Annotated in this window: 20 protein-coding genes; 10 read left to right on the top strand and 10 right to left on the bottom strand. The window is 56.5% G+C overall.

The features are described from left to right. Positions 1–50 precede the first annotated feature (50 nt). Together NQT62_RS10445 and NQT62_RS10450 are read left to right on the top strand one after the other, a co-directional pair. Entirely contained in the window at positions 51–719 is a 669-nt protein-coding gene (locus tag NQT62_RS10445) for a response regulator transcription factor (protein ID WP_256764642.1), read from the top strand. A 53-nt stretch (positions 720–772) separates the two neighbouring features. Continuing rightward, positions 773–2,539, top strand: a complete 1,767-nt coding sequence (locus NQT62_RS10450; RefSeq protein ID WP_256764643.1) for a sensor histidine kinase — start codon at positions 773–775, stop codon at positions 2,537–2,539. 9 nt (positions 2,540–2,548) lie between these two features. Here NQT62_RS10450 and NQT62_RS10455 read toward each other — a convergent pair whose 3' ends face one another. Together NQT62_RS10455 and NQT62_RS10460 are read right to left on the bottom strand one after the other, a co-directional pair. Further along, positions 2,549–3,664, bottom strand: a complete 1,116-nt coding sequence (locus NQT62_RS10455) for an anhydro-N-acetylmuramic acid kinase (RefSeq protein ID WP_256764644.1) — start codon at positions 3,662–3,664, stop codon at positions 2,549–2,551. Between the two features lie 14 nt (positions 3,665–3,678). Continuing rightward, positions 3,679–5,085 (bottom strand): M23 family metallopeptidase, encoded by a 1,407-nt coding sequence (locus NQT62_RS10460; RefSeq protein WP_256764645.1) that lies wholly within the window; start codon positions 5,083–5,085, stop codon positions 3,679–3,681. Positions 5,086–5,214: 129 nt separating this feature from the next. Between NQT62_RS10460 and tyrS the strand changes: the two genes are divergently transcribed. The 8 genes from tyrS (at position 5,215) to NQT62_RS10500 (ending at position 14,263) form a co-directional block, all read left to right on the top strand. After that, entirely contained in the window at positions 5,215–6,486 is a 1,272-nt protein-coding gene (gene tyrS / locus NQT62_RS10465; protein WP_256764646.1) for a tyrosine--tRNA ligase, read from the top strand. After that, positions 6,483–7,205, top strand: a complete 723-nt coding sequence (locus tag NQT62_RS10470; protein WP_256764647.1) for a histidine phosphatase family protein — start codon at positions 6,483–6,485, stop codon at positions 7,203–7,205. The genes tyrS and NQT62_RS10470 overlap by 4 nt, the downstream gene beginning before the upstream one ends. Before the next feature lie 131 nt (positions 7,206–7,336). Then, positions 7,337–8,584, top strand: coding sequence for a serine hydroxymethyltransferase (glyA, locus tag NQT62_RS10475; RefSeq protein WP_256764648.1), 1,248 nt, complete (start codon positions 7,337–7,339; stop codon positions 8,582–8,584). Between the two features lie 73 nt (positions 8,585–8,657). After that, on the top strand, positions 8,658–9,170 hold the full coding sequence (gene nrdR, locus NQT62_RS10480) for a transcriptional regulator NrdR (protein WP_256764649.1): 513 nt from the start codon (positions 8,658–8,660) through the stop codon (positions 9,168–9,170). Continuing rightward, positions 9,167–10,342: a bifunctional diaminohydroxyphosphoribosylaminopyrimidine deaminase/5-amino-6-(5-phosphoribosylamino)uracil reductase RibD gene (gene ribD / locus NQT62_RS10485; RefSeq protein ID WP_256764650.1), complete on the top strand. Its 1,176-nt coding sequence runs from the start codon at positions 9,167–9,169 to the stop codon at positions 10,340–10,342. The genes nrdR and ribD overlap by 4 nt, the downstream gene beginning before the upstream one ends. A 19-nt stretch (positions 10,343–10,361) precedes the next feature. Further along, positions 10,362–10,994, top strand: a complete 633-nt coding sequence (locus NQT62_RS10490; protein WP_256764651.1) for a riboflavin synthase — start codon at positions 10,362–10,364, stop codon at positions 10,992–10,994. Between the two features lie 128 nt (positions 10,995–11,122). Further along, positions 11,123–12,862 carry a DUF1800 domain-containing protein gene (locus NQT62_RS10495; protein WP_256764652.1) on the top strand — a complete coding sequence of 580 codons (1,740 nt, stop codon included), beginning with the start codon at positions 11,123–11,125 and terminating at the stop codon, positions 12,860–12,862. Positions 12,863–12,871: 9 nt separating this feature from the next. Continuing rightward, positions 12,872–14,263 (top strand): DUF1501 domain-containing protein, encoded by a 1,392-nt coding sequence (locus NQT62_RS10500; protein ID WP_256764653.1) that lies wholly within the window; start codon positions 12,872–12,874, stop codon positions 14,261–14,263. Positions 14,264–14,321: 58 nt separating this feature from the next. Here NQT62_RS10500 and NQT62_RS10505 read toward each other — a convergent pair whose 3' ends face one another. From NQT62_RS10505 to NQT62_RS10540, 8 genes are all read right to left on the bottom strand, one after another. After that, a complete protein-coding gene (locus NQT62_RS10505) occupies positions 14,322–15,110 on the bottom strand; it encodes a DUF3047 domain-containing protein (protein ID WP_256764654.1) in 789 nt (262 codons plus the stop codon). A 20-nt stretch (positions 15,111–15,130) separates the two neighbouring features. Beyond that, a complete protein-coding gene (locus NQT62_RS10510) occupies positions 15,131–15,838 on the bottom strand; it encodes a TIGR04282 family arsenosugar biosynthesis glycosyltransferase (RefSeq protein ID WP_256764655.1) in 708 nt (235 codons plus the stop codon). Then, entirely contained in the window at positions 15,810–16,538 is a 729-nt protein-coding gene (locus NQT62_RS10515) for a TIGR04283 family arsenosugar biosynthesis glycosyltransferase (RefSeq protein ID WP_256764656.1), read from the bottom strand. The genes NQT62_RS10510 and NQT62_RS10515 overlap by 29 nt, the downstream gene beginning before the upstream one ends. A gap of 12 nt (positions 16,539–16,550) precedes the next feature. Next, entirely contained in the window at positions 16,551–18,029 is a 1,479-nt protein-coding gene (gene mgtE, locus NQT62_RS10520; RefSeq protein WP_256764657.1) for a magnesium transporter, read from the bottom strand. Between the two features lie 77 nt (positions 18,030–18,106). Beyond that, positions 18,107–19,366, bottom strand: a complete 1,260-nt coding sequence (locus NQT62_RS10525) for a putative Na+/H+ antiporter (protein ID WP_256764658.1) — start codon at positions 19,364–19,366, stop codon at positions 18,107–18,109. A gap of 22 nt (positions 19,367–19,388) precedes the next feature. Further along, the gene (locus tag NQT62_RS10530; RefSeq protein WP_256764659.1) at positions 19,389–21,248 is read right to left on the bottom strand and encodes a chorismate-binding protein; all 1,860 of its coding nucleotides are present in this window, start codon (positions 21,246–21,248) and stop codon (positions 19,389–19,391) included. A 77-nt stretch (positions 21,249–21,325) separates the two neighbouring features. Further along, positions 21,326–22,525 carry a patatin-like phospholipase family protein gene (locus NQT62_RS10535; RefSeq protein ID WP_256764660.1) on the bottom strand — a complete coding sequence of 400 codons (1,200 nt, stop codon included), beginning with the start codon at positions 22,523–22,525 and terminating at the stop codon, positions 21,326–21,328. An 88-nt stretch (positions 22,526–22,613) separates the two neighbouring features. After that, entirely contained in the window at positions 22,614–24,929 is a 2,316-nt protein-coding gene (locus NQT62_RS10540; RefSeq protein ID WP_306173624.1) for an NADP-dependent malic enzyme, read from the bottom strand. Positions 24,930–24,954 lie beyond the last annotated feature (25 nt).

Below are 24,954 nucleotides of genomic sequence, written 5' to 3' on the forward strand. Positions count from 1 at the left end.
ACATTTGTAGTGACGCCGTTTTAATTAACCCGCCCGGGAGGAGAATACCCATGGTCAATAATCAGATTTTGGTGGTTGAAGACCACCCGTTGTTTGCAACTGGCATCAAGGATCTTGTTGAATTTGTAGCCACCAATGCGCAGATTCTTTGCGCTGCCTCACTGGACCACGCCAGAGAATTGTTGCGCGTGCATCAACCCTCGCTGATTATCACTGACCTGAGGCTGCCCGACGCACAAGGCCAACAGGTGATCAACGGCTTGGCCAGCATCAACTCAGACCTGCCCATGGTGATCATGAGCGGCGATGAATCCCTGCTCATGACTGTTCAACCCAACGAACGGGCGCCCAGCTGGACCTTGTCAAAAGCCGAGGGGTTTGAACACACCTCGGCATTGCTGCTGGAAGCGCTGACACGGGCTGGTGTTCAAGTCCAATGGCGGCCCAATGCATTGAACAATCGCAGTTCATCGGGTGAACACATCACCGGACGGTCTGGCCAGCCACACAGTATTCAACTCACGCACAAACAGCAACAGGTGATGCAGTACCTGGCCTCGGGATTGTCCAACAAGGAAATCGCCCGGAAACTGGACCTGTCCCCAGAGACCATTAAAACCCATTTGCGGGAAATTTTTACCCGAATGAACGTGAAGAACCGCACCCAAGCCGTGAGTTTGTATCGAAAAATTCCACGCTTGAACACCGCATCCGCTTGATTGTTGCCTCCACAAGACCCGATCCACGACGTCGGGTCGAAACGCCGTAGTCTATGTCACTAGAAGCACTGATCACTGCAGCTCTGTTGGGAGTCACCGCCTATCCTTGTTTGGGCAATGCGCTACCCAACCAACGCAAAAATGCCCTGGGTGCCATGGGTACGATATTCCAGTTAATGCTGACATACTGGGGTACACCGCCCATTCTCGATGATCTGGAAAAAAACATTTGGTTTGCACTGATTACAGGGGCATCCGGCTGGCTGTTCACCATGGCTTACCTGAACCGAATGGTGGGCCTGCAGCAAAATGATCGCCAGCACCTCCTATGGCCCGTGCTGTGTTTTGTGTGCTTGACCGTCGGCGCCTACATCGGCAGTTTTGAAAGCATCATTCTGGCGAACTCCCTATTGGCCCTGGTTCTGGTTCATCTGATCATGGGCTACAAAAGACTGCACATCCCCGGCAAAATTAAAGCGCTCAGCTTTGCAGGGGCTTTCTTGCTCGCAGCGCTCTGTGTCCAACTGGAAGCCCAGGGCATTGTCGTGTCGGACACGCTACCCTACTTTACAAAAGGCGTAGCGTGGACACTGGCGATTGCCGCTGTGTTGCACATGGTGGTTCAGGACAGAACCAAAATGAGAAACCGGGAAATTCAGACACCCGACCGCCGAATTGAAACGGCGGCCATGCAGATTGCCTACAAAAGCCGGCGATTGCTAAAAGACTTTCGCCACGACTTGCGCCAACCCCTCAGTACCCTGGGCATTCTTGCCAGCGTGGGCAAGGCCATTGCCAAAGACCCCGAAGTCACAGCCCGATACCAGCACATCCAAACCGCACAAAAAGCCCTGAAGCAAATGATGGAGGAGTTTTTTGTGCAACTGGAGGAAGCGTTTCAGTACCCCAGCAGCGATCAGTTCGGCCCTCTGAAACCGGTGCGGCTGCGCGATGTTATTGAACCACTGGTCGAAGAATATCGCCTGCTGGCAAATGCCAAAGGATTGGAGCTGCGCTATTCGCCGAGCTTGCACGAGGGACTAACGCATGTGGAATCCCTGACCAAAATCCTGCGCAATGGATTGGACAACGCCATCAAATACACCGAACGTGGCGGTGTGGTCATTGGTGTGCGGGGGCGAGGCAAAAAAGCACGCATTCAAATCATCGACACCGGGCCTGGCGTGCACACAGACCCAGCCAACCAGGTACACAAGGGCTGGGGGCATGGTTCCACCATTGTGCAAGAATTGAGCGAACAGATCCAGGCGCACACGGAGTGTAAAAACCGGGTGGTTCGTGGCCAGGTTCGGGGGTCCGTGTTTCAGGTGTCCTTGCCATCGATTCAGGATCGTCAGTTGCTGTCGCTGCATGAGCAGAAACGCTCTGAAACCGGTTTGATTGCAAGGGTTCTGGCGCCATCCAAAGAATCGCTTGAATGTGCACAAAGTTACATGCCCATGCAGCATTTTGATCAGATTGAATTTGAACGCCTCCGAAACAGCAACAATCATCAACAGACCACCCTGGACGGACACTTGCTGGTGTATGTGTTTTATGCAGGTTCGGAGCAGGAGTCCTCAGAGGCCTTACGCGCCGTGGAGGGAATCCAGAGTCACAAACAGGCAGCCCCCTGCCTGGTTACGGTGTGCCCGGCCACACCCCGGCAGCGGAAATCGGTGGTGTTCAAAGACAATGCAATCCACATTGCTTACCGGCCAGGAGAGCCGGAGCAGGGATTCAAGGTACTGTCGGAGCTCTTTCCAGTCCGAGGGCAGAGAACCTCTCAAAACCAACCGGAGGAACATGAAAGCCGTTAACCCTGGGGCTCAATTCCAGGCCTGAACACTGCCCAGCAATGCGGCTTGGCTTGCGCCAGTTACCCCCACACAATTGGCCGGCGTACCCGACAGCAAAGCCCCGGCCATCCAGGCAAAAGCACAGGCCTCCACAGCCTGGGCGGGAAGACCCAGTTCGTCAAAACCACGCACCTCCAGCGGTGCAAGCGCTGCGCTTAGCGCGCTCATCAGCACCGGGTTGCGTACCCCCCCGCCACACACCACCAAGCGGTTAAGCGGGTTTGAGCAATTCTCACGCAAACAGCGAACAACACACTGGACCGAAAACTCCAGCAGGGTCCGCATCACATCCTCATCGCTTGGGCGACCGTGCAAACCAGCCAAACAATCATCCAGCCATGCCAATGTGAAATCATCACGACCGGTGCTCTTGGGCCAAGCCCTCGCCAGAAAGGGATGCGACAACAGGCTTGACAACAAAGCCTGGTCGACATGGCCCGCTGCGGCCATGAGCCCGTCCTCATCCATGGTTTGCTGACGTGTTCGCCAGGCCCAGGCGTCCATGAGGCAGTTGGCCGGGCCACAGTCCCCGCCGGTCACCGGTGTGTTCGAGGTGCCCAACAGGGTCAAATTGGAGAACCCGCCCAGATTCAACACCCCGGTGCCGTTCGACATTCCGCGGGCCTCCAGCCAAGCCCGGTGAAATGCGGGCACCAACGGGGCCCCCTGCCCCGACAAAGCCACATCCTTGGCCCTGAAATCGTGCACGACATGAATTTCCAGACGAGTGGCCACACGCGCGGCATCCATGATCTGATAGGTGAAGCCCAGGTCGGGGCGATGGCGCAGCGTTTGTCCATGAACACCGAATGCCCGCACATCCGTGGAGTCCAGCCCGATGGTGGACAGCAGCATGCGTGCGCCATCCACATAGGCATCGGACAAAGCCTGGCGCGCCGTCAACATGAACAGCAAGGGATCGTCGGACAGGGAAGCTGGGACTGGGGGCACCGCCTGCAAGGCCAGCAGGTTCGACTGCAACCCAGGTTCGAACGCCTGGGATACCATCCCCAGAAAGCGAAGCTGCCCGTCGGGCAGCCAGTGAAGGGCGGCTACGTCCACACCATCGGTGCTGGTGCCAGACATGCCCCCAAACAGAATCATTGTGCGTTGGCGACGCGTACCTGGGCAGCCAGCGCCATTCGGCGGTCCATGCCCAGTTGAACCCGCTTGAATTCAGTCAGTGCGGCACGGTCCAACGGAATGGCCTGCGCCACTTTAACGGACAGCGGATCGCGGGCGACGGAATTAACGCGGAATTCGTAATGCAAGTGGGGCCCGGTTGCCCAGCCTGTTGAACCCACAAAACCAATGATTTGGCCCTGTTCAACAGACTGCCCCTTGCGCAAGCCGCGGGCAAAGCCACTCAGATGGGCGTAGGCGGTTGAAATGCCACCAGGGTGTTGGATCTCAATGAAATTGCCGTAGCCATTCTGTTGACCCGCGTATTTCACGATGCCACTGGCTGTTGCCATGACCGGAGTCCCCGTGGCTGCCGCATAGTCCACACCTTTGTGGGCTTTCCAGGTTTGAAGAATGGGATGAAAACGAGCTGTGGTAAAACCGGAAGAAATCCGAGAAAAAGCCAATGGCGCCCGGAGAAATGACTTCTTCAAGCTGCGGCCTTCCTCGTTGTAGTAGCCGGCCTGTTGCCCTTTGGGCGCAAACCAATAGGCTTTGTGTTCTTTACCTGCATTGATGAATTCCACGGACAGTACGCGGCCAGCGCGCGCAGAACGCCCATCGATCAACAAGTCTTCATAAACCACCCGAAATTCATCACCCCGCTGAAGCTCGCGGTGAAAGTCGATGTCAGATCCAAAGATTTCGGTGAACTGAATGGCCACCGAGTCCGGAAGCCCTGCCTTGTCCGCTGCAGCAAAAAGGCTGGACTCGATTCGCCCTGACTTGAACACCACCTGCTTTTCAAAATTCACAGACTCCAGCTTGGCAGAGAACTGTCCGTTGACTTTCTGTACCAGGATGGATTCCTGGCTGTCTTCATCCACACCACTTTTGTAACGCAACCAAACCAGGTCTCCAGCGGCATTTTGCTGAACACTCAGCACCCGGCCGGCGCGAAGGTTCGACAGCTTTTTGGCCACGGGATCGCTCTTGATAAAGGTCGACAGGCCCGTGGTGTTGACATTGAGGCGCTCCAGCATTTCAACCAGCGTTTCACCGCGGCGAATTTTTTCTTCTGCCACCAGCGGGTCAACCGCGTAGACACCCACCTGCGCAAGGTTGAGGTCGATGGCTTGGACCACCGCGGCAGGATCGCCAGCTTGGAACGTGGCGGGCGAATTTTCGCCAGAGCTGGCAATTGCAACCACAGCGCCCAAAACAGGCAGGGAAAAACACCCTACAATGACCCACTTTCGATGAATGTGTGAAGCAGGCAATGCGGAATCCGCGAACTGCAGCCCACTGTGTACCAGGTGCTTTGCGGTATTGATCCCGCGAATTGCTGCGGCGATGGCTCGCTCTAGGAATGTCTGAAGCATCATGTTTTGTATTGTAGGTTTTGAATTTGTTGTGATTTGTGGGGGTTAACCGGAACCCAAAACGGGCTCTAAACACGGCTTTTTCCATAAAAACAACACTGACCGAACCGGAGTGTAACAAAGGATTGCCAAATGAACCAGTCACCTGTTAGCGGTGAGTCAAATAATTTACAAGCGGAAACGAAATTATCCGACTCAGTCGCCCACGCGCTTGAAGTCACGAAACGCGGCTGCGAAGAACTGTTGATCGAAGCCGATTGGATTCAAAAACTTCAAAAAAGTGAACAGACCGGCATACCCCTGCGAATCAAGCTCGGGCTGGACCCCACAGCGCCCGATATTCACTTGGGCCACACCGTGGTGCTCAACAAGCTTCGACACCTGCAAGACTTGGGCCACCAAGTCATCTTTCTCATTGGCGATTTCACCTCCATGATTGGTGATCCGTCCGGTCGCAACAGCACGCGCCCCCCCCTATCGAGGGAACAGATCCAGGAGAACGCCCAGACGTACCATGCACAGGCAATCAAGATACTGGATGCTGACCAGACGGAAATCCGTTTCAACAGCGAATGGTGCATGCCCCTGGGTGCCGACGGAATGATTCGCCTCGCCTCCAGCTACACCGTGGCCAGAATGCTCGAAAGAGACGACTTCACCAAACGATATCAATCGGGGGTCCCCATTGCGGTGCATGAGTTTCTCTACCCCCTGATGCAAGGCTACGACTCGGTCGCCCTCAAAAGCGACCTGGAAATCGGTGGGACAGATCAGAAATTCAATCTGCTGGTGGGTCGGGAACTGCAAAAGCAGCATGGCATGGCCCAGCAATGCATCCTGACCATGCCCCTGTTGGTTGGGCTGGACGGCACCGAGAAAATGTCCAAGTCGAAACACAATTACATCGGCGTGACCGAGTCGCCAACGGAGATGTTCGGGAAGATCATGTCCATTTCCGACGCCCTGATGTGGGACTGGTATACCCTGCTCAGCTTCAAGCCCATGTCAGAGATCTCAGCCCTCCGACAGGCCTGCGCTGAAGGGGCAAACCCCCGCAATGCCAAAGTGGCCTTGGCCCAGGAGATCGTGGCGCGCTTTCACAACGCCCAATCGGCCGTGGATGCCCTGGCTGAATTTGAAGCCCGCTTCAAACAGGGCGTGCTGCCCGACGACATGCCGGAGGTGAACCTCCACCTGCCCGCCGGTGAAGAAACAGCAGGGCTGGCCTGGATTCTGAAGGCTGCCGAGCTGGCACCCTCGTCATCCGAAGCCAACCGCAATATCGAACAAGGTGGCGTCAAAATTGACGGAGAAAAGGTGAGCGACAAAGCCACCCGCCTGGCCGCTGGCCGCTATGTGATCCAGGTGGGTAAACGCAAGTTTGCCCGCGTTCACCTGACATGAAAGATTTGCTGGCCGCTTGGCCCAAAGCGATGGACGCCACACGCTTCATTTTGGTGCGCCATGGCGAAACCGACTGGAATCAGGAAAAACGGTTTCAGGGCCACACCGACATCCCGTTGAACACCCGAGGCCTTCATCAAGCCCGGCAGGTGGCAAACTGCTTGCGCGAACTGGAGACCGCCTTGGGGTGCCCTCATGGCTTGTATCAACAGGGGGTGTCCAGCGATCTGAACCGGGCGCTGACCACGGCGAAGCTCATTCACGGGTCGCGGCCAACCCCACTGCACATCACCACCGCACTGCGGGAGCGTGACTATGGCCACCTGTCCGGACTCACCGGCGACGAGATGCATGCCAAAAGCCCAGCCGAGTTTGCAGCACTCAAAGTCCGGGATCCGGAAACTGTGATTCAAGGCGGGGAGTCGCTGATTCAATTCAGCCAGCGGGTGGTGACGTGTGTGCAAGGGTTGCATCAAGCCCATGCAGGCCAAACCCTGCTGCTGGTGGCTCATGGTGGGGTGCTGGATTCCATCTACCGCCATTGCACCGACGAACCCCTACACAAGCCTAGAGCTTGGTTGCTGCCCAATTGTGGCATTCATGTGGTGGATATTCATGCCAACGGGCGCCGAAACATTGTGCACTGGGCCTACACGGACCACCTCACCGGTACAGACGGGAACCCGGCGGCTGATGAAGTCGACGGCCGTGTGGCCTAAACGCCTGAAATCCATTAAAATGGCGGGCTGAATTCGTTCGCGGATGATGCACCACACCGTGAGCCGCGGTGCGAAGCAGACGCAGTTTTAAAATCCCGTTTTTGACGGAATCCTTTCCCACGGAAATCACCATGTTTGACCGCCAAAAGGGCATTGCCCAAACCGACCCCGAACTCTGGGCAGCCATCCAGCTGGAAGACACCCGCCAGCAGGACCACATCGAGCTGATTGCTTCAGAAAACTATGCCAGCCCCGCCGTGATGGAGGCCCAAGGCTCCCAACTGACCAACAAGTATGCTGAAGGTTACCCAGGCAAGCGCTACTACGGTGGTTGCGAACACGTGGACGTGGTTGAACAATTGGCCATCGACCGTTTGAAGCAGTTGTTTGGCGCAGAAGCTGCCAACGTGCAACCGAATTCGGGTTCGCAGGCCAACCAGGCTGTGTTTTTTGCCCTGCTGCAACCCGGCGATACCATCATGGGCTTGTCATTGGCTGAGGGAGGCCACCTCACCCATGGTATGCCACTGAACATGTCGGGCAAGTGGTTCAACGTGGTGTCCTACGGACTGAACGAACAGGAAGAAATCAATTACGAGCAGGTGGAACAACTGGCTCGCGAGCACAAGCCAAAAATCATTATCGCTGGTGCTTCTGCCTACGCTCTGCGCATCGACTTCGAGCGTTTCGCAAAAATCGCCAAGGAAGTGGGTGCTTACTTCATGGTGGACATGGCCCATTATGCGGGCCTGATTGCTGCGGGCGTGTACCCCAACCCGGTACCCCACGCCGATGTGTGCACATCCACTACCCACAAGAGCCTGCGTGGCCCACGCGGTGGCGTGATTTTGATGAAAGAAGCCATTGCCAAACAAATCAACAGCGCCATTTTCCCGGGTATTCAGGGTGGTCCGCTGATGCACGTCATCGCTGGCAAGGCGGTGGCCTTCCACGAAGCCCTGCAGCCCGCATTCAAGGAATACCAGCAACAGGTGGTGGCCAACGCCAAAGCCCTGGCTGAAACCCTGGTGGAACGCGGTTTGCGCATTGTCTCCGGCCGCACAGAAAGCCACGTGATGCTGGTGGACCTGCGCGCCAAAGGCATTACCGGCAAGGCGGCGGAAGCGGCACTGGGTAAAGCACACATCACCGTGAACAAAAACGCCATCCCCAACGACCCGGAAAAACCGTTCGTGACCAGTGGCATCCGCTTGGGAAGCCCAGCCATGACGACTCGTGGTTTCAAGGAAGAACAGGCACGCCAAGTTGGACACCTGATTGCCGACGTTCTGGAAAATCCGGAAGACGAATCCACGTTGGCAACCGTGCGAGCCAAAGTGCAGGCACTGACCAGCCAGTTCCCGGTCTACAGCCACTAAATGCGCTCAAAACACCGAGATTGCCCAACCGCTTCTCGGTGTTTTTTCATTCGCACCCAACACGGCCCTTCGCATGAAATGTCCATTCTGCAACCACGCTGACACCCAGGTGGTCGACTCGCGTACCTCGGACGATGGCGATGCCATTCGCCGGCGTCGCCAATGCGGCAGTTGCAGCAAGCGGTTCACCACCTATGAACGGGCTGAATTGTTCTTCCCGGCCATTGTTAAAAAAGATGGTTCACGGGTTGAATTTTCCCGGGACAAACTTCGTGGCAGCTTGATGCTGGCGCTTCGCAAGCGCCCTGTGCCCGCTGAAGCAATTGACCATGCGGTAACCAGCATTGAAGAAAAGCTGTTGATCAATGCGACACGTGAAGTCGACACCAAATTTCTTGGCGAGCTGGTGATGCAGCAATTGAAACAGCTGGACCCGGTTGCCTATATTCGATTTGCCTCGGTTTACAAAAGCTTCGACGACCTGCAGCGCTTTTCCGAAGAAATCGCGAAACTGCTGATCAAACCTGCTGACTCCGGTGAGTTGAAACCGGTCAGCAAACCCCGGGCTGTGAAAAAGGCCTCATGATGGCCACTGCGCAAGAACAAAACGGCAAACACGACATTGACTGGATGCGGGAAGCCCTGGCACTGGCCTGGCGGGGCCAGTACACCACCACACCCAATCCGCGTGTGGGTTGCATCTTCGTGAAAGAGGGTCAATTGTTGGCCCAAGGCTTTCACGCCAAAGCCGGTGAAGGCCATGCCGAGGTGCAAGCCATGGCCGATGCAACAGCGCGTGGTGTAAGCCTGGAGGGAAGCACGGCGTATGTAACGCTGGAACCCTGTGCCCACCATGGGCGTACAGGCCCCTGCGCGGAAGCGCTGATTCCCACCGGCGTCAAGCGTGTGGTGGTGGCCACACTGGACCCCAATCCCTTGGTCGCTGGAAAAGGCATGGCGCTGTTGCAAGCGGCTGGCGTTGAAACCGCACAAGGTGTATTGGAAACTGAGGCTCGATGGATGAACCGTGGTTTTTTTAGCCGCATGGAACGCAAGCGCCCCTGGGTACGGCTGAAAGTGGCCACCAGTGCAGATGGAGTCACGGCCTTGAACAACGGCGTGAGCCAATGGATTACCAGCCCTGAAGCCCGGCAAGATGGCCACCACCTTCGCGCCCAGGCCTGTGCCGTGCTCACTGGCATTGGCACGGTGAAGGCAGACAACCCACAGTTGAACGTGCGCGGAATCAATACCCCACGCCAGCCCATCAAGGTGGTGGTTGACAGTTTTTTTGAGATAGCACCTGACGCCACCTTGCTGCAAACCGGCGAAATCTGGATTGCCCATGCCAACGCGCAACGCCCGGCCTGGATAGACTCACATCCCAATTCAACTGGCATAGTCACACTCAATGTTGCCCCCACCCTGCCTCATCAGGCTCATGGGGTGAGCTCGATCAGCAAGGCCAACAAACCCAAGACCGATCTTGCACTGCTGCTCAAGCAATTGGCTGAACGTGGCATCAATGAAGTACACCTCGAAGCGGGTTTTGGACTCAATGGATCATTTCTTCAGGCTGGCTTGGTTGATGAGGTGGTGCAATACATCGCCCCGCGTTTTCTGGGTCCAGGCATGCAGGCGTTCCGCTTGCCCGAACTGACCGCCCTGCCCGACCAAACGCCTTGGCAATTGCACAGTCACACATCGATTGGCCCCGACCTGAAAGTGGTTTGGGTGCGTTCAACAGAAACACATTGAGCATTTTTGGAGTAGTACCATGTTCACAGGCATCATCGAATCCATCGGAACAATCGAATCCGTTTCCCCTCTGCAGGACTCCGCCTGGGCTGGCGTTCGCCTTGCCGTGCATGCCCCCACGCTCGATTTTTCAGATGTGAAGCTGGGCGACAGCATTGCCATTCAGGGGGCCTGCATGACCGTGGTCCGCATGGAAAACAAGCGCTTCTGGGTCGACGTGTCGCAGGAAAGCCTGTCCAAAACAGTGGGCTTGGCCAAACCCGGTGAAGTGAATCTGGAAAAAGCCATGCGCCTGTCGGACCGGGTGGGTGGCCATTTGGTCAGTGGGCATGTGGACGGCCTGGGCCATGTGGTTGACTTCTCGCCGGTGGGAGAAAGTTGGCACCTGCAAATCCGCTCGCCCAAGGTACTCAGCCCCTTCTTCGCTTACAAAGGCTCGGTCACGGTGAATGGCGTCAGCCTCACGGTGAACAAAGTGGACGATTTGGCAAGCGGTGAATCTGATATCCACATCAACCTGATTCCCCATACCGTGGAAATGACCACGCTGAAACACCTCCAGGCAGGCAGCCCTGTCAACCTGGAAATCGACCAGATTGCCCGCTATTGCGAGCGCATTGTTAGCACATTGAACCTGATGCAGCACCGATAACCAGCAAGGGCTGATCACCGCGCTCGCCCAGTTGGGTGAGCCCCCAGATTTTGGGCATACCCCTTGATTCTTCTGTCCTATATTGGCCACTCACCGAACGTCGTCAACCGTTCTTTTGAGAGTGCACCATGACAGTCGAACTCAACGAAAAACCAGACAGTGATTCAACAGAGGCTCCTGTGTTGATACCGCTGACGCATCAACATTGGCCTTTGGGCCTCGCCAGTGCTGGGGGCCTGCTGCTTTCTGCTTGCGGCGGAGAGGGCACCACATCCGCTGCCGCGTTGGCATCCGCCGGCGAAAACGCTGCCCCCGGTGCAGCGCCAGACACTGTTCCCATGACCGAAGCAGAAGCGTCCAGGTTTCTGGGGCAAGCCCAGATGTTTGCCAAACCAGCTGACATCAGCGTGTTGATGAAAACCGGCTATGGCGGCTGGCTAAACAGTCAATTTTCCTTACCAGTGCAGCAAACCGCCTGGGACTGGCTGATCGAGCGTGGCCGTGCCGACAGCAGTTATATGTACAACATCGACTACGCGGATTATTTTGCCTGGAAAGAATTGCTGTCCTCCGAGGACACCCTGCGCAAAAGAATGGCGCTGATTTGGTCTGAGATCATGGTTGTCTCCCTGGCAGGTCTTTCCGGGGAATGGCAACCGTTCTACATGGCAGGGTATTGGGATCTCCTGAACCAGCATGCATTTGGCAACTTCAGGGAGTTGCTGGGCGCCATCAGCCGCAACCCGGCCATGGGCAAATTTCTGAACATCGTGGGCAGCGCCAAGGCGGACCCAATCACCGGACGCCAACCGGATGAAAACTACGCCCGCGAAGTAATGCAACTGTTCACAGTGGGCCTGTACCAATTGAACCGTGATGGCACCCTCAAACTGGACGCGACCGGAAGTCCCATGGAAACCTATTCACAGCAAGACGTCACCGAGCTGGCCAAGGTTTTCACCGGGTGGAATCTGGACAAGACCGGCAACGGTCCAAATAATCCGGCTGCCATGCGCAACCCATTGGTGGTGATCGATTCCAAGCACTCGCCAGACTCGATCAAATTTCTGGGAGTGACCATTCCGGCCAACACGCCAGCAGAGGAAGCCCTGAAAATCGCACTGGACACCTTGTTCGCACACCCGAATGTTGCGCCGTTTATCGCCAAACAATTGATCCAGAAAATGGTGACCAGCAATCCGAGTGCTGCGTATGTTGCCGATGTGGCCCAGGCATTTGAAAACAATGGGCAGGGCGTGCGGGGTGATCTGAAAGCGGTGATTCGGAGCATCTTGCTGCACCGGGAGGCCCGAGATCTTTCCATGGGTGCAAACCCCAGTTTTGGACGTTTGCGGTCACCGGTGTCGCGTTTGATTCAATGGGCAAGAACATTCAACGCGAAAATGAATGATCCAAACTGGAATTTCAATAGCACGATTGATGCGGCCACCCGCTTTAGCCAAAGCCCGTTCCGCGCGCCCAGCGTATTCAATTTTTACCGCCCCAACTATGTACCACCCGATCAAACCTTCGCGACCCGGGGATTGGTTGGCCCAGAGTTTCAGATACACAACGAAGTCTCCATCGCGGCTTACATCAACTACATGTATTTCGTGGTCCGAAATTACTCATCCCTCAAGGCGGATTACACAGAACTGATTCAACTGGCACTGGACACACCCCAACTGATTGGTCGAATCGCCCTGTTGCTGGCAGGGCAAGACATTCCAGCGACCATCCAGAAGGAGATGGCGGCGGCGGTGGCAACCATCCCAGCGGCAGCCAATAATTCGTATGGTTTGAAATCACGGGTTGAGGCGGCCTTGCTGCTGGTGTTGAGTTGCCCCCAGTACATGATTCAAAAGTGAGGAGTCCAGATGAAACTCAATCAATCAGAATCCATTTCACGACGCGCCTTCTTGAAGCGCACAGCCCAACTCTCAGCCACGGGGCTAGCGTCTCCATTCTTGATGACACTGGCGGGCATGGGAGAAGCCGCTGCGGCGACCTGCACCAATGGTGATTACAAAGCGCTGGTGTGCGTGTTCCTGCACGGTGGAAATGACCATGCCAACACCCTGATTCCAGTGGACAATGTGTTTTACAGCAAATATCAAAGCATCCGGCCGTCTGTGGCCATTGCACAAGATGCCTTGTCGTCCACAACGCTGAACCCATCGCAGTCCCTGCCTGGTGGGATGCGGTTGGCCCTGGCGCCGCAGATGCAGGCCTTGATGCCGCTGTTCCAAATGGGCCGTCTGGGCATTCAGCTCAATGTGGGGCCCTTGATTGAACCGACCAACCTGGACACCTACACCAAGCGCACGGTTCGACTGCCGCCAAAGCTTTTTTCTCACAATGATCAATCGTCGCTGTGGCAGTCCAACATGGCTGAAGGTGGGATTGCCGGCTGGGGCGGAAAGATGGGTGATTTGATGCTGTCCACCAACGGCGGTTCAAGCTTCACTTGCATCTCGGTGTCTGGCAATGCGGTTTTTTTATCTGGTGAGAAAGCGATCAGTTATCAAATCACCCCCAACGGCTCGATCCCGATTGGTCCTTTGGACAATATCAGTTCATCCAAAGCCTGTGGTCAATTGCTCCAAAAACTGATCACCAGTGGCAGTTCAAATTATCTAGAGGCCTACCTGAATACCGTGACGTCACGTTCAATTGCAGCATCGGGTGTTTTCGCTGGGGCGTTTAATCCAGTGAATATTTCCACTGCATTCGAGAGCGGTAGTTCATTGGCCAGTCAGTTGAAAGCAGTGGCTCGTACCATCGCGGGACGAGCAACACTGGGTGTCAAACGGCAGGTATTTTTTGTATCTCTGGGCGGATTTGACACTCACGACAACTTGAAGGCGACTCATCCGGAGTTGTTGAGAAAACTGGCCAACGCCTTGGCGTCGTTTTATGAGGCCACTGTTGAGTTGGGAGTTGCTGATCAGGTCACCACATTCACGGCGTCTGATTTTGGTCGTACCCTGGCCACCAATGGGGATGGCTCAGATCACGGCTGGGGTGGTCATCATTTTGTTCTGGGAGGTGCGGTGAATGGTGGAGGGTTCTACGGCCAGGCAGCGGACATCTCCCGCAAGGACGAACAGAACATCGACGGAGGGCGTCTGATACCGACCACCTCTGTTGATCACATGATTGCCAATATTGCCCAATGGTTTGGTGTGTCGTCCGACATCATCCCCCTGTTGGCACCCCATTTAAAAAACTTTGGCGGTGTTGGACCCTCCTACTTTCGATGCACTTGAACAGTCATCCGCAAAAGACAGCAAGCGCTCCGGTACAGTCCGAAGCCTTGCTGTACCCTCACTTCACAGATACGCTACCGAACAACCCCAAGGCTGTGCTTTGGGTGTTGTCCGCATCAGCACCAAACGCAATACCCAGAAACTTCACAGGCCCTTCTGGCAATTCCTTCGCGAAGGCACGCCGGGCATCCTGCTGCACATTGCGCTGTTCATTCACCAGCGCGGTGCCTTCCGCACTGGCGCGTATCACCATGTTCCGAACCCGGTCAGTGTAAGGGTTATTGAACACCTCCCCAGTGGGCGTGCCCTCGGCAGCCCACATGTAACACAGGGTGGCCGCTGGCAAATCTTCACCCGACAAGGTGCGCGCAGCACCCAGCTTCAAACGCGTTCCAAAGCTGAGTGTGGATTCATCAATTTGCACAAACACACACAGTTTGGCACCTGCATCGTCCCCATCCTTGGTTTTGGGATTGGCGTTTTTGGGGTGTTGCTGCACCAGCCAGCTCCACTGTAGGGTGTTGAACTCGCTGGGCTTGTCGAACGCCAAGGCGACCGAGCCATAACCAGACTCGGATTTGGCTTGCACCACGGTTTGGCCCTCAAAGCTGATGAGCTTGAAATCGGTGTGCTTGGGTACCTTGGGGTGGAATTGGGTTTTCCAGGGTGCGGGTAAAGCACCAGGTTGTTTGGGCCAGGCTGGAATGACCGGTACATTGGCTGCACTGGGGCTCACGGTTTGAGCCTGTACAAGGCCGACATCACGGGTGGCCATCACAGCACCCGCTTGCAACAGGATACCCAATAGCACGGCGATTGGCCCCTGACTTTTCTTGATGGTGTTCACATGAATTCCTTGAATCGGGGTTACAGCAATTCATGCCATTGGGTGGGTACCAACCCCAGGCTCATGGCATGTCTTAAATCATCAGGCTCGTCAATGTCCAGTTGGCGGGGTAAACACGGGGGTTCTATGCCTTGCTGTGCCAAGTGACGAAGGGTTTGCTCCATCACATTCGCTGTGCCCCATTCAATGGTTACATCGAATGCAACAGGGATGACTGTTGAACAGGCCACTGCCACATAGCCGCCATCCATCGCAGGCGCGAAAGCCATCGGCTGACCTTGGTTGAGGTGGTGCAACAGGGCGAGCAGGTGCTGGCCTTGAAAACCCACCGCATCGGGCCCCAGCAACACCACTGCATCATGGGTGTGCAGGTGCGTTTCGACAGCATGCAGCATGCGCGCACCCAAATGCCCCTGAGGCTGTTGAAACAGGGGCACTTCCCCACCATGGGTATAGGGCTGCCACAGGTCGCGGTTACCGCCATCGGTCCACACCGCCACATCCAGCTGCAGGGGCTCGCCATTGAGGTGTGTCAAATGCAAGCACCAGTCCACCGCCTTCACCACACTGCTCAACAACAAATAGCGGGCAAAGTCGCTGGCGCCCCGCTCCCCGAGCATGGGCTGTAGGCGGGTTTTGACCCGACCGGGTTCCGGGTATTTTGCAAATAGGGCCAACATGGCTTTCATCACGGACACCTCATCGAGCATCGCGATAACGTTGGGCAATGCTCTCGACACTTTCGCCCAGGAAATAACGCAGGCGCAAGCTCCACATCAACACGATGGTTCTCCAGGCACCATGGTCATCCCATCGGCGGCCCGAGGTCAATACCTGCGCCTTTAGGGGCATGAACACCGCACCAGGCACACGCCGCGCGCGCGCGCACCAATCAATGTCCTCCATCAAGGGTTGACTGGGAAAGCCGCCAGTTTGTTCAAACAAGGTGCGACTACAAAACAGGGCTTGGTCGCCAGTGGCAATGCGGGTCCATCGTGACCGCTGGTTCATGAACCAGGCCACCATGGGCAGGCAGAGGCTTTGGCCCACAATGCGCACATTGAAGCGCCCCCACCACAGCGAGCCCTGCGTGTGTTCAATCGCATTTACCAAAGTATCGACACTGGCCGCCGGTATTTCAGTGTCCGCATGCAAAAACAGCAAGGCTTGGCCCAATGCCTGCATTGCACCCGCATTCATTTGGGCTGCACGGCCTTTGGCGCTTTGAAGCAGCATAAAGGGCAGGCCTTGAGACTGAAGACTGTGCAAAATACTCACCGTGCCATCGTTTGAACCACCATCGACCACCCACAATTCATGGCCAGGTTTCAGCAATGCGCAAGCCCGTTCAACAAAATAAGCCACCCTCGCCGCTTCGTTGTACACCGGCATGATGATGCTGAGCGTGACGGCGGAGGTACCAGGCACGGCAGGTTCCTCCTAGAAAAACAGGGAGGCCAGTCCCAGGAAAATGAAAAAGCCCATGCTGTCGGTGGTGAAAGTGAGCAATACAGAAGACCCCATGGCTGGGTCACGGCCAATTTTGGCCAGCGTCAGGGGCACTGCCACGCCAATCAGGGCAGCCACCAACAGGTTGAGCATCATGGCCAGCATCATCAGCACACCCAAGGTCAGTGCATTCGGTGTGCCAAAGTACAGTGCGAAAGCGGCAGACCCTGCCAACCCACCCCACATCAGGCCATTCAATCCCGCAATCGCAAACTCTTTCTTCATGAGCAGACGCAAATTGGCAGCGGTCACTTGGCCCAAGGCCAGCGAGCGGATCATCAACGTCATGGTCTGGTTGCCCGAGTTGCCGGCGATGCCTGCCACAATCGGCATGAGGGTGGCGAGCGCAACCACTTTGGCAATGGTGCCCTCAAACGCATCAATCACTCGACTGGCAAAAAACGCCGTGAAGAGGTTTACACCCAACCACAGCCAGCGGTTTTTGGCGGATTCCCAGACGGAGGCAAACAAATCCTCTTCCTCGCGCAAACCCGCTGAGGTCAAAATATCGGATTCGCTTTCCTCTCGGATCACGTCCACCACTTCATTCACGGTGAGGCGTCCAATCAGTTTGCCGGAAGGGTCCAGCACCGGGGCAGACACCAGGTCGTAGCGTTCAAAGGCTTGGGCCGCTTCGGAGGCGTCATCCAGTGCAGACAACATCAGCACTTCCCGGCTCATCACCTCGCTCACCAGGGTTTCCGGCTCATTGACCAGCAAGCGGTCCAACGGCAAGCTGCCTTTAAAATGATCAACCCGGTCCACCACAAACACCTGATCGGTTTGCTCGGGCAATTCGTCAAAACGGCGCAGGTAACGCAACACCACTTCCAGCGTCACATCGTCCCGAATGGTCACCATGTCGAAGTCCATGCGGGCACCGACGCTGTCTTCCGGGTAACTCATCGCGGCGCGCAACTGCTCGCGCTCTTCCAGGCTAAGGCTGCTGGCCAGTTTCTCCACCACATCGCGTGGCAGGTCAGGGGCCAGGTCCGCAATTTCATCAGCATCCAGCGACTCGGTGGCGGCGTACAACTCTTCGCTATCCATCGAGCGGATCAGCGTTTCACGCACTGAATCCGATAGCTCCAGCAGAATTTCGCCGTCCCGCTCTGAACGCACCAGCCCCCAAACCACCAAGCGGTCTTCAATCGGCAGGCTTTCCAGCACATAGGCCACATCGGCCGGGTGAAGCTGGTGGAGCTTTTGAGACAGTTCATTCACATGCTGTCGATGCACCAGCTCTTCCACCAACTTGTGTCGCTCGGGGTTTACATGCGGTTGCTGGTTGTGGACCACACTTTCAATCACCCGCTGTTTGCGCAACAACGCCTGCACATCCGCCAACGCTTTTTGTGCATCATCCAAATCGCGTGGGCTTTCAGGCTGGTCGTCCAGCGGAAAATCCATGGCCAATTCCTCCGAGTGGGCGGATTGGCCTTCGCGTGGGTCGGGGGACTGAGACTCTGTCAAAACACACTCACTGTTTACAGCAGCTGAAAGGCCAGAATGGCCACCACGGTGGGTGGAAATGCTGCAATGAACAAGCCGCCTGCACTGATGGCGCCATTGCTGAAATACGGTTTTAGAATGGCATAGCCCGCCGGGTTTGGCGCATTCGCGATCACGGTAAGGCCACCGCCGGTGACCGCACCTGCCACCAAGGCATATTTGAATTCAGGCCCGACACCTTCGACCAGCGAACCCAGGTATGTGAGCGCCGCGTTATCGGTGATGGCGGTCAGTGCGGTTGCACCGTAGTACAGCGCTGTGGGGCTGAGCTTGGTGAGCACATCCTGCAGCCACCAGGATTGCATACCGCCCAACACCACCAAGCCGGCCAGGAAGAAAGCGACCATGAGCCCCTCTTTCAAAATGAGGCGATCCTGATAGTCTTTGTACGCGGAAGCGTAGCCCAGGAAAAACAGGAACAAGCCCATGAAGACCGCTGCGTGGTGGGCAAATACCACCACACCCACCAAAAACAAGAGGTGCATGCCGATGACCCAAACCGGCATGGTGTTCTCAGCCTTGTCCGCATCCGACACCCGAATGGCCGCTATTTCCTTGGCAAACAGCACGGTCACCACCATGGCATTCAAGAAAACAGCCAATGCGGCCTTCCAGCCAAAGGTGCTCAGCATGAATGACATGTCAAAGCCCCATTTGGCTGCCACCATCAACACGGGCGGTGCGGCGAAGGGGGTGAGTGTTCCGCCAATCGACACGTTGACGAACAGGGCACCCAAGGTGGCGTACATCAGCTTATTGCTCAAGCCCCGTGTGTAAAAGCGGTCACGCAGCAGGAAAGCGGCCAGTGTCATGGCGGCAGGCTCGGTGATGAAGGAGCCCATCAATGGCACAATCGACAGGGAGGTGACGAAATAGGCCACCTGCCGATTCATCGGCAAGATGGACGCCAACCCGCGAACAATCATGCCAGCCAGCGTCAGGATGGGTTTGCTCGCTGCAATCACCATGATGGCAAATACAAACAAGGGCTCGGTGTAATTGCGCGTATCCAGATAGTGCACCGCTGCGTCATGGCCCTGCGCAAACGCCATGAACACCACCAGAACCATGGCCCAAAAACCAAACACAGCCTCCACTTCACCCAGCAGGTGCCACAAACCTGCATGGTTGGGCTGCGCATGTGCCAGCTTTTCGAAAAACTTGGTGGAGAAGGTGTGCAGCACGGCGATGGCAAACAGAGTGGCGCCGATGATGTCGATGGTGCTTGGATTCACGGTGGGCGATCTCGCTGTGTGGTTATTGGACTGACGTGGGTACGGCGATCGTGGGGTATGAAATCGCCACCCCCTGACCCACCACCTCGCGGACCGGGATCCACCCCCGAAGGCTGTTGATCAGCCAGACGGCCCGCGCACGCTGAAGGTCATTCTTCCGGAGCGACATTTCATGAATGGTATTGTGCTGCAAAAGGGCTTGGCGCAACACGCCCGCCAACAAATTGCTGCCTGGTTTGTTGGCTGGGGTAAACAAGGTTCCGTCCAGGTCCAGCACAATGTTGCAGCGGCAGGTCTCCAGCAGCAAGCCCTCCGCATTCCACAGCAATACATCGAACGCGCCATTGGCTTGCGCAAATGCGTGGTCGTAATGCGGCCGATGGGTGGTTTTGTGCATCACAAAATCCGCCTGTGCCTCAAAAGGTGAATCTGCCAAGCGAAGGACCACACTGTCCGGCGTTGCGGGCATGGCATCACATTGCACGGTCAGGCGCCCCTCTGGGCTCAGCAACCAACGTCCCCGCCACTGACCGCTTGCATGCTGTTGAGCGGCTGTCGCCAAAACCTGGTGAACTTCCAGCGGATCCCACACGTAGCCGAAATGAACGGCAGATTGCCGCATTCGCTCAATGTGCAGGTGCTCCCGAGCCCAATGACCATGGCTCAATGCCACGGTCTCCAGGATTTGAACCTCACAGGTTGACTGCCTCAGAAATACCGTTTTTTCCCACCACTCCCGATGCTCGGACTGCGCATTGGAGTACCAAGTGATACCACTGCCAACCCCGTACACCAAACCAAGCTCACCGTTTGCGCCCGATGGAGCAACCACTGGGTTCCACTGCACGGTCCGAATGGGTACGTTGAAATGGGCAGCGCCACCCGGGGCCAACACACCCAAGGCACCGCAATAAAACCCACGGGGTGCAGGTTCCCATTCGGCAATTCGCTTCATCGCCTGCGCTTTGGGTGCTCCGGTGACACTGCCGCACGGGAACAGGGCTGAGAAAACCGCCCGAAGCGGACAGTCGGCCCGGGTTTGTCCGATAATGGTGGACGTCATCTGCTCCACCGTGGGCAATACCAAGATGTCGAACAACGACTGCACCTGTACGCTTCGAGGCAGGCAGACCCTGGCCAGGTCATTGCGCAGCAGATCAACGATCATCACATTTTCCGCTCTGTCTTTGCTGGAATCGGACAAACGCCCGTCCTTCCACGCGGACAGATGGCTTTGGGCAGCCGTTGCACGGGTCCCCTTCATCGGCGAGGTGGTCAACCGGCCCTGCTCCCAGCGGAAAAACAGTTCTGGAGACAGGCTCAGAACAGCACCATCCGCATGCTCCAGAAAAAGGCTGTTGGCAGCGGGCTGTGCATTGAACAACTGGAGAAACAAGTTCCACGGTGAGTCCGCAGGAGCTGCTGCGGTCAAGCGCGTGGTCAGGTTGATTTGGTAGAATTCACCAGCCGCAATGGCCTCGCGCGCCGCGCTGAACGCCGCATTGAATGCATCGGTGCGCTGCACATTGCACCAAGGGGTGGTTTTTATGGGCCTGGCAGGGTCCAAAAGCTCGGTCAGGCTCAAGGTGTGAACCTGATCGGCTTCATAGGCATGAAAAACAGCCAAAGGACCGGCATACCCGGCCGCCTGAACCGTGAATGCCGGGTCAAATGCGGGGGCCGCTTCGTACACGAGACCGCCCACCACCCACAAGCCTTGCTGAGCCCAGGTTTCAGCCTGATCCAGCGTCGGCATGACGTCATGCAGTGTTCGTGCGGTACACACTTGCGCCGGTTTGCCTTGGGCCACACACAGTGCAGCAGGCAGAGATGGATCCAGCATGTGGGCATGCCAGGCGGCGGTGGGCTGCTTCACAGACATGGCGATTGCATCAAAACTGGAAAGACGGGCTATTGTAGCCTGTTGGACCCAAGGTGACGCCGGGCGTTCCGTCGCTTTTACGGATGTTGCCCCAGTCGGAAAAACGCAAAGACCTCGTCGCGCTTGGCAATCGTGTCTGCAATGCCCATGCGAATCAATTCGCGGGTGTAATTGCCCTCAAACAGCAGGTAACTGGCCAGCGAGGAGCCGCCCGCTTCAGTGGCCCCCAGAGCCGACAGCATGGTTCGTACTGGCCGAGGCAAGTCATTGGTGTGCTTGGCTGCAATTTCGTCGATGCGGGCACTGGGCGAAATCACCAACAGGTCAATCGGTTTGAGCGCACTTTGGGTGGCGGTTTCCGGCGGCAACAATGACAATGTTTTGTTGACACGACTCAGGCGCTCGATATCGCTGGAAAGGCTGTCCAGAAAAATGGAAGCCATGGCATGGCCCGCAATTTGGGCCAGACTGGGATACGCCATTTGCATCTCGACGGCGGCTGTGTGATTTTTGGCCTCTTGACTCGAGCCGATGACCATGACCCGATTGGCTCCCAGGTGAATGGCGGGGCTGATGGGGGCCAGTTGCCGCATGGCACCATCACCAAACCATTCCAGAGCACCCTCCATGTCCAGACGGACCGACGGAAACACAAACGGAATGGCAGCAGAAGCCAGCAAATGTTCCACCGTGATGCGGGTTTGAACAGCGACCCGCTGGGTTCGTATCCAAGGCTCCAAGGCCTTCTGGGTTTGAAAAAATGTCACGCTTCGACCGCTGGTGTAACTGGACGCTGCCACCGCCAGGGCATGAATGTGACCGCTTTCCAGCGCCTCATCCAAGCGGCGAAAATGGAGCAACTGATGCAGCAAGTCGGTCAGTGGACTATTGTCGAGCAGCGACTTGGGGCGCTTGCGCAGCATCCAGCCAATCGACAAGGCGGATAGCCAGCGTGCGCCCGTGCGAATGATGCCCAAGGAATCAGAACGGAAAACCTGTTCAGACCGAAAGTTTTCCCACACCCGCATCATGCGGTCGGTGGACTGGTAGAAGTTGCGGCCACAGCAGGTCAGCGCGGCCGCATTGATGGCACCCGCAGAAGTGCCGCACAAAATCTTGAAGGGGAAGTCCAGTTCGCTGCGCTTTTCCTGCGCGAACCACTTGGCCAGCTGGTGCAGCACACCCACTTGATACGCTGCGCGCGCCCCACCGCCCGACAACACCAATCCAGTGATGTCTTCGGCAGGCTCTGTGTGCAGGTGCAGGGTTTCGCTCATAAAGCCATTCTGCACCTGTACACCAACGGGCGATAGATCGAACAGCCCGACAATGCGGGCTTATTTTGATGCTTAATTTGACATGCTGTTAAAGCGCACTGACCCGTTCAGAGTTGGAATCCAGCACAGCAAGCGCCGTCATGTTCACGATTCGGCGAACGGTGGCCGATGCGGTCAGAATGTGGACCGGCTTGGCGGCACCCAACAATACTGGACCCACAGCAATGCCATTGCCCGCGGCGGTTTTTAGCAAATTGTAGGCAATGTTGGCCGCATCAATGTTGGGACAAACCAGCAAATTGGCCTCGCCGGTGAGGTTGGAACCACTGAAAATGGTGTTGCGAACCGACTCGTCCAACGCACAATCACCGTGCATTTCACCGTCCACTTGCAGCCAGGGCGCTAGGTCGCGAAGTTTCTGCAAGGCTTCACGCATCTTGACTGCCGATGGCTGATTGCTGGAACCGAAGTTGGAATGAGACAGCAACGCCGCCTTGGGTTCAATGCCCAAGCGCAGCATTTCTTCTGCGGCCATCAAGGTGATTTCGGCAATTTGATCAGCCGTCGGGTCGTAATTCACGTGGGTGTCCACCAGAAACACCTGACGATTGGGCAACATGAGACCGTTCATGGCGCCATAGGTGTTGCAACCCGTGCGCAAGCCAATCACCTGGTCCACGTAATGCAGATGCAAGGCATGCGTGCCAAAGGTGCCACAAATCATGGCATCTGCCATCCCTTTGTGGATCATCAATGAGCCAATCAAGGTGTGCCGGCGGCGCGTTTCGATTTTGGCATAGGCCTCGGTCACCCCCTTCCGCTTGGTCAGGTCGTAATACGTGCCCCAGAATTCCTTATACCGCTCATCGTATTCCGGGTTGATGAGGTCAAAATCTGCACCCGCCTTGATGCGCAATCCGAAGCGCTCCAGACGGCGCTCAATCACCGCCGGGCGCCCAATCAGGATGGGCTTGGCAATGCCCTCATCCACCACCACCTGCACGGCGCGCAGCACGCGCTCGTCTTCCCCTTCCGCAAACACCACGCGGGAAGTCTGGGGTGTTTCCTGCACGCAGCGCTTGGCCACAGCAAAAATCGGCTTCATGAAAGTGCCGGAGTGGTACACAAACTGCTGGAGTTGATCCTTGTAGGCTTCCAGGTTCTCAATCGGGCGTGTGGCCACACCACTGTCCATGGCTGCTTTGGCCACCGCCGGTGCAATGTGAACGATCAGGCGAGGGTCAAAGGGTTTGGGGATAAGATACTCACGACCAAAACTGAGGTTCTGTGTGCGGTAGGCAGAGGCCACCACGTCGGATTGCTCTTTGCGAGCCAGCTCGGCCACAGCGCGCACCGCGGCAATTTCCATGTCCTTGGTGATGGTGGTTGCGCCGACATCGAGCGCCCCCCGGAAAATGAAAGGGAAGCACAGCACGTTATTGACCTGGTTGGGATAATCCGTGCGGCCAGTGCACATGATGGCGTCAGAACGCACCTCATACACCTGCTCGGGCAGAATTTCGGGCGTGGGATTGGCCAATGCCAAAATCAGGGGTTGGGGGGCCATGGCCTTCACCATGTCCTGTTTCAACACCCCACCGGCCGACAAGCCGAGAAACACGTCGGCACCGGCCATCACGTCCGCAAGCTTGCGGGCATCGGTTTCTTGGGCGTATTGGGCTTTGTCTGGGTCCATGCCCACTTCGCGACCTTTGAACACCACGCCATCAATGTCAGTCACCCAGATGTTTTTGCGAGGCAAGCCCAACTCAACCAGCAGGTCCAGGCAGGCCAACGCTGCAGCGCCCGCACCCGAAGTGACCAGTTTGACTTCATCAATTTTCTTGCCAATGACTTCCAGGCCGTTGAGCACGGCGGCACCCACCACAATGGCCGTGCCGTGCTGGTCGTCGTGAAATACGGGAATATTCATGCGGTCGCGCAGCGCACGCTCAACCTTGAAGCAGTCGGGCGCCTTTATGTCTTCCAGGTTGATACCGCCAAACGTGGGTTCCAGCGAGGCAATGATTTCAATCAGCTTGTCCGGGTCTGTTTCATTGATTTCAATGTCGAACACATCAATACCCGCGAATTTTTTGAAGAGCACAGCTTTGCCCTCCATCACTGGCTTGGCCGCCAACGGGCCGATGTTGCCCAAACCCAGCACAGCGGTTCCATTGGTGACCACCCCCACCAAATTGCCACGGGCGGTGTAACGCACCGCTGTGGATGGATCCTGCTCGATTTCTTCGCAAGCGGCGGCAACCCCTGGCGAATAGGCCAAAGCGAGGTCGCGCTGGTTCACCAGGCTTTTGGTGGCGGCAATCTGCAATTTGCCGGGTTTGGGAAATTCGTGATATTCCAAAGCAGCCTGACGAAAGCGCTGATCCATCGGTTGAGCCATATAATCTTCTCTTCGCGGTTAACGA

This window comes from Limnobacter humi (genome assembly GCF_024518835.1).
In the GTDB taxonomy this organism is placed as follows: domain Bacteria; phylum Pseudomonadota; class Gammaproteobacteria; order Burkholderiales; family Burkholderiaceae_B; genus Limnobacter; species Limnobacter humi.